Origin of the sequence: Pseudarthrobacter sp. NCCP-2145 (assembly GCF_023708005.1) — a bacterium.
Classification (GTDB): domain Bacteria; phylum Actinomycetota; class Actinomycetes; order Actinomycetales; family Micrococcaceae; genus Arthrobacter; species Arthrobacter oxydans.
Map to the genome: position 1 here is coordinate 274254 of NZ_BRCG01000003.1, position 7526 is coordinate 281779.

The following is a 7526-nucleotide window of genomic DNA, read 5'->3' on the forward strand; positions in this document are numbered from 1 at the left end:
CCCGCGTTTTTGTGGTTTCGCTAGCCGGCCGTGATCACGTGGGTGAAATGGTCGTAGCGGAAGGTTGCCGGGCCGCCGCCGTGCTCGAACACGATGTTGGCACCGGGCGACGCGCCGCCCGCGCCGTAGCTGACATTCCATGACCGGTCCAGGGCGGCCTTGAATTCATAGGTGCCGGCCGGCAGGGCCGGAGCGGACAGCTTCCACACGAGGTCAGCCGGATCGAGCTGAAGCTGTGCCTGGTCGCAGGCAGGCTCCCAGTCCGCGCCGCAGCCAAGCTCACTGTTCATGCTCCCGGCAGCCGCGACAGCTCCCGGCTGCTGGGAGGCGTAAACGGCGCTGAGCAGGTGGGTGCTGTTGTCGTAGCGGAACGTCACGGGGCCGCCGGGATGGTCCAGCGTGATGTTTTGCCCGTTGAGGGCGCCGCCTGCACCGTAGTTCTCGTCCCAGCCGCCGTTCAGCGCTGCCTTGTATTCGTACTGTCCCTTGGGAAGGTCCACCGTAAGGCGCCAGATCTTGTCCGCGGGGTCGAGTGCCATCATTGCCTGGGAACAGGCCGGGTCCCAGGGTTCAGTGCAACCCATTGCCTGGTTCAGGGAACCGGCCACCGTCACGGAATCGGGCTGCGGTGCTTCGCCCACCGTCACGGTCCGGGTTTCGCTAACCACGGTGAAGCCGGGGCCGCTCAAGGAGGCCCGGTAGGCCACCTTGGTGCCGTCATCGAGCCCGGAGACGTCGTCCTGTGCCGAGTACACGGGCGAGGAATCATCCGTTGCCACCTCGGTCCAGGCGCCGTCCGCGACGCTTCGTTCGAAGGTAACTGTGTGGCTTGCCTTCTCGGGGTCCACGGTGGCACTCAGCTCCACCTGGCCCTCGGCGCTGCTGCCCTCTGCGGGCTTGTCCAGCGTCACGATGGGAGCCGGCACGCTCGCCGGGCGTGGCTGCGAGGTGGCGGTGTGCCCGCCGTTGTCCAGTACAGTGGCGCGGTACTCGACAGGTGTCCCGGCGTCCAGCGCGGCCACGTCATGGAACACCTGGTACGGGGCGGTGTCGTCAGTGCCGATGGGCACCCACTCGCCGCCTGCTGTCCTGGCCTCAAAGGTGACCTCGTAGAACGAAGAACCGCCGACGTCGGCCGTTACCTTGAGGCGCCCGTTGTCACCGGGAGCCGCTGCCGGGTCCTGGAGGGCGACGGCGGGCGCGGCCTTGGAGTGCGGGATCCGCCCGGACGACTGGTACACCACGGCGGAGAGCGGCGGGACCGTAACCGTCAGCGTGCCGGCCTCGGACGTCTTGGTTTCAGCCGCAGCGTCTCCGTAGATGCGGGTGTAGTTGCGCTTGCCAATATAAGTGGGAACCTCAGCGGTCTGCGCCTGTTCGCTGTTGTTCAGGGCCACCACGTACTCGCGCTGGTCTCCTGCGTCCGTGCGGGAGAAGGCGTAGATCCCCTGGCCTTCGGAGGCGTACCGGTGCTGGTGTGCGCCGTTTCGCAGGGCCGGGTGCTCGCTGGTGAGGGCGGCCAGCTCGCTGATCTTGCGGTACAGCGGGTGCCCGGTGTTGAAGTTGTCGGTGGCGTGCGTGGCATCCGTGCCCAGAAGGTTGTCGTCGAGGTACTCCGGCACCTGGCTGGCGAACAGCGTCTGGCGGGCGTCCTGGTCCCCGCCGGGGCCGGTGAAGCCCTGCTCGTCACCGTAGTAGATGACCGGGTTGCCGCGGGAGAAGTACATCAGCTCGTGGGCGAGCTGGTCGCGTGCCACCTGTTCGGCGTCGGACGATCCGGGGTTGTCCGCGGCGATGAAGCTGCCGATGCGGCCCATGTCATGGTTCCCGAGGAACGTTGGCAACTGGTAGACGTTCGAGTCCGCATCCGTGTACCAGTCATCTCCGGCGAAGAACGTCTCCAGCGTGCGGGCGTCCTGGCTCTTGGAGGCAAAGCTGCGGGCGGCGTCCTGGAAAGGGAAGTCCAGGACGGCCTGCATCTGGTTCCGGGTTGTGTACTGGGAGGTGAAGCCCTTGGTGGTGTCGAAGACTTCGCCGAACATGAAGAACTCGTCCTTGCCCTGGGCTTTGGCGTAGCTGAGGACGTCCGGGCCGAACTCCTGCCAGAACTCGTTGTTGACGTGCTTCATGGTGTCGATGCGGAAACCGTCAACGCCAAAGTCGCCGATCCAGGTCTTGTAGATGTCCTTCATGCCGTCCACCACGGTGGGGTGCTCGGTGAACAGGTCGTCCAGGCCGAAGAAGTCGCCGTAGTAGGCGTCCTCGCCCACGAAGGTTGTGTCGCCCCGGTTGTGGTACAGCGTGGGGTCGTTCAGCCAGGCGGGAACCTTCAGGTCCTCCTCGCCGCCCTCCAGGACCGGGATGTAGGGGAAGGAAGTTTCCGGGTCGAGCTCAGGGAAGCTTTCCGAGCCGGCGTAGTCGCGGTCGTCGAACACCTCGCCGTCCGCGGTCTTGTACGGAACTTCGTCCTTGGAGGCGTAACCCTTGCGGGCGCCTCCTTCATAGCCGATGACATCCGCCGTGTGGTTGGTGATGATGTCGAAGTAGACCTTCATGCCGCGGGCGTGGGCCTCGTCGATGAGGGCCTTCAGTTCATCGTTGGTGCCGAGGTGCGGATCGATCTGCGTGAAGTCGGTGATCCAGTACCCGTGGTACCCGGCCGACTTGTCCTCGGGCTGGACCGCCTTGTTCTTGAAGCTGGGGGTGAGCCAGATGGAGGTGGTGCCGAGGCCTTGGATGTAGTCGATCTTCTCCAGCAGGCCGGCCAGGTCTCCGCCGTTGTAGAAACCCTTCCTGGTGGGGTCGAAGCCGGACACCATGGGGTCGCCGCCCAGCCCGCCGTCGTCGTTCGCGGCGCTGCCGTTGCTGAAGCGGTCGGCCATGACGAAGTAGAAGTTCTCGTCCGTGACGGGAGCGCGGAGCGAGTGGAAGGCCGACGCCGGGCCCGGGTCTTTCGGGCCGGGTGCGGCGTGGGCGGGGAGGACTGCCGCTGAAACTGCGACGGCGGCCGCCAGCAGCCCCGCGGCTGAACGGAAGGCGGTTGCTTTGGCGGTTGTTTTGGTCGTGATGCGGGCGGTGGTGCCGGCCCGGTCGGTGCGGTCGGCCCGCTCGGCCTGGGACGGTGGGACGGGTGGAGAAGCGGCTGATCTGCGGGCGCGCGAGGGCCCGCCGGAATGGGTGCGGAATAACAAGGGGTGAGACCTTCCTGGGAGCGTCGCTGCTGTTCAGGCTTGCCGGGGTAACAGGCGGCAATGATGAGTGCGGTTCACGGGAAAGCCAGCCTTTCCGTGAGGCACATCACAACTGTAAGCGCTTGCACCGAATAACTCCAGTGATTGTGCGATGGCGTAGGTGGCCGCCTGGCGTATGTCCCGCTCTACGGCCCGCCTCAGAGGCGGGCCGGCAGGGCTCAAGCGGCAGGGCCTAAACGGCAGCGCTGCCCCGGGCTGTCGCCTTTCAGTGCTCACCTGTAATTGGCAGCGGCCCTCCGTCCAGTGGCTGCCCGGCAGTGCTCATTCGGCAGCCCTGCGCCGCATACTCGACTGGCTGTGCATATGTAGCGGACCTGCTCCGGACGCCGCCCGGCAGTGCCTATCCGGCAGTCTTCACCGGCCCTTCCCAGTGCCCAGCCGGGGCCGGCTAGATTGAAGGCACCAGGGCGGTTGGCGAGGGGGTCTGGAGGTTGTGAACAACGTCTCCCGGGCAGCCCGAGAGGGAGTCCAGGGCAAAGGTGGCCACGTTGTCGGACCGCTCGTGGGCCACGTGGAGCCAGTTCTCCCGCACCAGGTGGTGACGAGGCCAGTTACCCCCGCTGGGCGAGTCCTTGACGGGAATCAGTTCCGTCCCGCCGGCACCAACCTTGAGGACGCTGATGATATTGGAGCCGCGAACGCCCACGTACGCATAGGAACCTTGGAAGCCGAGGCAGATTTCCGCGCCGGAGTCGTCCGGCAGGCTGCGGCCCGAGGTTGCCGGACCGCGGAAGACCAGCTCGAATACCCCCGCTTCCGGCCTCACGACGAATACTTCAACGGAGTACTCGGACACCACGAACACGTTTCCGTTCTGGTGCTGCACCAGGTGCCGAGGGCCACTGCCGAAGGGGAGGACAACTTCGTGGTCAGCCACCAGCCCGGTGCCCGGCACGTAGTTCCACACCCGAAGGGTGTCGTGGCCCAGATCCGTCGTCATGATGCGTCCGTCCGCCAGCATCAGGCTTGCGTGGGCGCGGCTCTGTCGGGGCTCACCTGTACCCAGGCCCGCGTGTGGATCCACCGACGGTGCAGCAGGGAGACGGCCGGTCATTCCGCCGTCGGCATCCAGTTCGAAGAGCAGGACCTGCCCGTCGCCCCAGCAGGTTACGGTGACGAAGCGGCCCTGCCGGTCCACAGCGACATGGCACGTTGCTTCTCCGGCGGGTTGCGGATCGCCGAGGGGCTCCAGCCCGTAGTCGCCTGAGCGGCGGAAAGCCCGAACCATTTTGCGCTGTTCGGCCACTGCGTAGACCACGGGCAGGGTGGGGTGAACGGCAACGAACGACGGCGAGTCCGTTTTCGCCGCAGTCCCCAGCCGTTCAAGGCTTCCGTCGGGCTTAGCGGCCAGGGCGCCGATGCCGTCAGCATGGCCTCCTCCGTCGGGCGTGTAGGTGCCGGTCCAAATAACGGGCTGCTGCGCAGGCAAAGTCATGGGTCCATCCTGCCAACAAACGGATGCTTTGCGGTGCACCTGCCCACTAGCATGGGCCTGCAGTCACGCTGTTGGCTGCAGGCCCTCGGGAAGGGATGATGAATGCCAGTTGACGATGCAACGGCCGCGCCCCATGCCCTTGCTCCCATTGTGTCCGCCCTGCGGGCAGCCGGCTGCGTTTTCGCGGAAGACGAAGCGCAGCTGCTGGTAGCCGAGGCGCCGGACTCCGAAGCCCTCGCCGAATGGGTGGACCGCCGCATGTCCGGCATGCCACTGGAACACATTCTTGGGTGGGCGGACTTCTGCGGGGAACGGATCGCCGTGGACCCGGGAGTTTTTGTGCCCCGGCGCAGGACTGAACTGCTGGTTCACCAGGCGGTAAGCCTGCTGCAGCGCGACCGGCCGTTGTCACCGCCCCCTGTTGTTGTCGACCTTTGCTGCGGGTCGGGCGCGGTGGGTACGGCTATTGCCCGGCTGTACCCGGAGTCGGAACTGCACTCAGCCGATATTGATCCTGCCGCAGTGAACTGTGCCCGCCGCAATGTGGACGCCGTGGGTGGCCGCGTATATCAGGGTGACCTGTTCGCAGCCCTGCCGCCGGGACTTCAGGGACGGGTGCGGATCCTCGCCGTCAACGCGCCTTATGTCCCCACTGAGGCGATAAAGACAATGCCGCCCGAAGCGCGCCTCCATGAGTCACGGGCAGCGCTCGACGGCGGCGACGACGGTTTGGACTTCCACCGTCGCGTGGCAGCAGAGGCCAGCGAATGGCTTTTGCCTGACGGGCACCTGCTGATCGAGACCAGTGGACTGCAGTCCGGGCGGACAGCCGGGATTGTGGCTGGGGCAGGGTTCACTGTCCGCGCCGTCCACTCTGATGAGCTGGACGGAACTGTGGTGGTTGGTGCGCCTCTTTGTGGCAAACGCCCCCGAGGGTTTCCAGGGCGCCATACGCCGTCTCGCTGAGAATCCAGGCCCTCAGCCGGTGGCAGGCCGAGTTGCGCCGCTTAGGTCCGCGACCGGAGGATGGGCAAGCCGGGGCCGGCAAGCTCGTCCAGGTAAGGCTTGCGGCCGGCCATGCCCATTACCAGGGCGAGGGTTGAACCGGTGACCATCGGGCCGGTGCCCGCGGCGAACGAGCCATCATCAGCGCGTAACTGCAGGCCGGCCGCAAGTGTGCCGCTTTTCACGGTGAAGTCGCGTCCAGCATAAAAATCGGCTACGACGGTCAACGCCTCAACGCTCGGCCTCCGGGGAAGTCCCAGCGGTTGGCGGATGTCTTGGGCATGCACCACAACTTCGCCGAGGTAGGCCGCAAGGTGGCCTGAGGGCGCTTTGGTACTGCCGAGTATGGCGCGGAAGCGCTCTAGCGTCTCGGCCGGCGTCCTGCCGCGATGCTCGGCCAGCCTGCGCTGATTATGGACGTCGGGCCGGAAACGCGCACCGAGTATGCTGCGGAGCCACTGCCACTGGTTCAAACTCGCGGCGGCCGAGAGGTGGGCGAGAACTTGCTCGACATCCCACTGCGAACACAGAGTGGGGTGCTGCCACTGCTCTGCGGTGAGGCTCTCCAGGTCTTCTGCCAGGGCGGTCCGCTCAGCTTGGACCATGCGCCATAAGTGTTCGCTTTTCAATGACGTCCCCCTACATTCTCGCGGCCAGTGCTCACCGGCGACGCTCACGCGAGGCCGACGTGCCAGCGGCTGCCCGGATCAGACGGGAGGCACCGCTGCCGTCGAGTCTCTCATGGGTAACCCGGCGCACGGAGACTGTGAGCAGCAAATCGAGAGGGTCGGCCTCGACCTCGTCTCCCTTCGCCCAGGTTGCTCGGGTACTTCGGTCGATCAGCAGGAAGCCCGCGGCACGGTCGCGTCCTCCGCCGAAAGAAACAGGGGTGCGCAGTTGGTAGGAGAGCGCCCGGACGATGGCGTGCCATGGATAGTTCCCAGACGTGCCCACTGTTCGCCGGGCAAATCCGACAGATCAGCGGCAGGTTGGCGCCTCTCGGAGTGGACAACTTGCCAGACGGTAGCTGCTGACGTGCGCATGCCGGTTCTTTCATCCGTGGGTGTGAACTGCAGATCATCTGGAGGAACACCGAGACAGACACTATCGGGAAACATGAATCGTTGCCCCCGGTTTATCGAACAGGTCAGGGTTATGAGTCCTCTCACACCCGCTGTGTTCGCGGTGGCGGGGGTGGTCTGAAGTAGTGGTTCTGTTGTGGTTTTTGTTGGGGGTCGATGTGTGGCGGTGGCGTGAACCAGGGTGTGCCGTGGCGGGACGTGATAATCCATTGTTCTTTGTGTACGAGGTGGTGGTGCGCTGAACAGAGAAGTGCGCCGTTGCTGGTAGTTGTGGGTCCGCCGTTGGACCAGTAGGTGATGTGGTGTGCTTCGCACCACGGTGCGGGAATGGTGCAGTTGGGGAAGGTGCAGCCTTGATCGCGGGCAATGAGGGCGAGGCGTTGGACCGGGGTGAAGAGGCGGGTCTTGCGTCCCAGGTCCAGGATCTCGCCCTCGGTGCCCAGGACTGCGGGGATGATGTCGGCGTCGCAGGCGAGCTTGCGCAGGGTGGAGGCGGACACTGGACCGGTGAAGACAAAGTTCCCGGCCCCGGAATGGGAGCCTGTCCCGTTCACGGTGCTGGTATCCCCGACTGAGACTGCACCGGCGCTTGCTTCAGTGCCAGTGCCAGCGCCCGTGCCTGTGGCTGCTCCAGAGTTAGCGCCAGTGGTTGCGCCGTCGCCGGTGCTTGTGTCAGTGCCTGTGGGTGCGCCGCCCGTTCCTTCGCTCCAGGGGCCTGTTTCCTGGCGTCCGGCGGTGGTGGGGCGGTGGGGG

Annotated in this window: 5 protein-coding genes; 1 reads left to right on the plus strand and 4 read right to left on the minus strand. The window is 65.7% G+C overall.

All coding sequences use genetic code 11. The features are described 5' to 3' along the window. Positions 1 to 20: 20 nt before the first annotated feature. Together NFU08_RS04270 and NFU08_RS04275 are read right to left on the minus strand one after the other, a co-directional pair. Positions 21 to 3191, minus strand: coding sequence for an alpha-amylase family glycosyl hydrolase (locus NFU08_RS04270; protein ID WP_251420945.1), 3171 nt, complete (start codon positions 3189 to 3191; stop codon positions 21 to 23). A 448-nt stretch (positions 3192 to 3639) separates the two neighbouring features. Next, positions 3640 to 4686, minus strand: coding sequence for a beta-propeller fold lactonase family protein (locus tag NFU08_RS04275; RefSeq protein WP_251420946.1), 1047 nt, complete (start codon positions 4684 to 4686; stop codon positions 3640 to 3642). A 102-nt stretch (positions 4687 to 4788) separates the two neighbouring features. On the opposite strand from NFU08_RS04275, the gene NFU08_RS04280 reads away from it, so the two are divergent. Beyond that, positions 4789 to 5652, plus strand: a complete 864-nt coding sequence (locus tag NFU08_RS04280) for a putative protein N(5)-glutamine methyltransferase (protein WP_251420948.1) — start codon at positions 4789 to 4791, stop codon at positions 5650 to 5652. 41 nt (positions 5653 to 5693) lie between these two features. On the opposite strand, the gene NFU08_RS04285 is transcribed toward NFU08_RS04280, so the two are convergent. Both NFU08_RS04285 and NFU08_RS04290 read right to left on the minus strand, forming a co-directional pair. Next, entirely contained in the window at positions 5694 to 6320 is a 627-nt protein-coding gene (locus NFU08_RS04285) for a maleylpyruvate isomerase family mycothiol-dependent enzyme (RefSeq protein WP_251420950.1), read from the minus strand. A 536-nt stretch (positions 6321 to 6856) separates the two neighbouring features. Further along, positions 6857 to 7526, minus strand: a 670-nt coding sequence (locus tag NFU08_RS04290) for an HNH endonuclease signature motif containing protein (RefSeq protein ID WP_251420952.1), incomplete at its 5' end; no start/stop codon positions are given.

What these genes read in the sequence shown, in the direction of transcription:
- NFU08_RS04275 (WP_251420946.1), bottom strand. Translation starts at nt 4,686, where the DNA reads ATGACTTTGCCTGCGCAGCAGCCCGTTATTTGGACCGGCACCTACACG.
- NFU08_RS04280 (WP_251420948.1), top strand. Translation starts at nt 4,789, where the DNA reads ATGCCAGTTGACGATGCAACGGCCGCGCCCCATGCCCTTGCTCCCATT.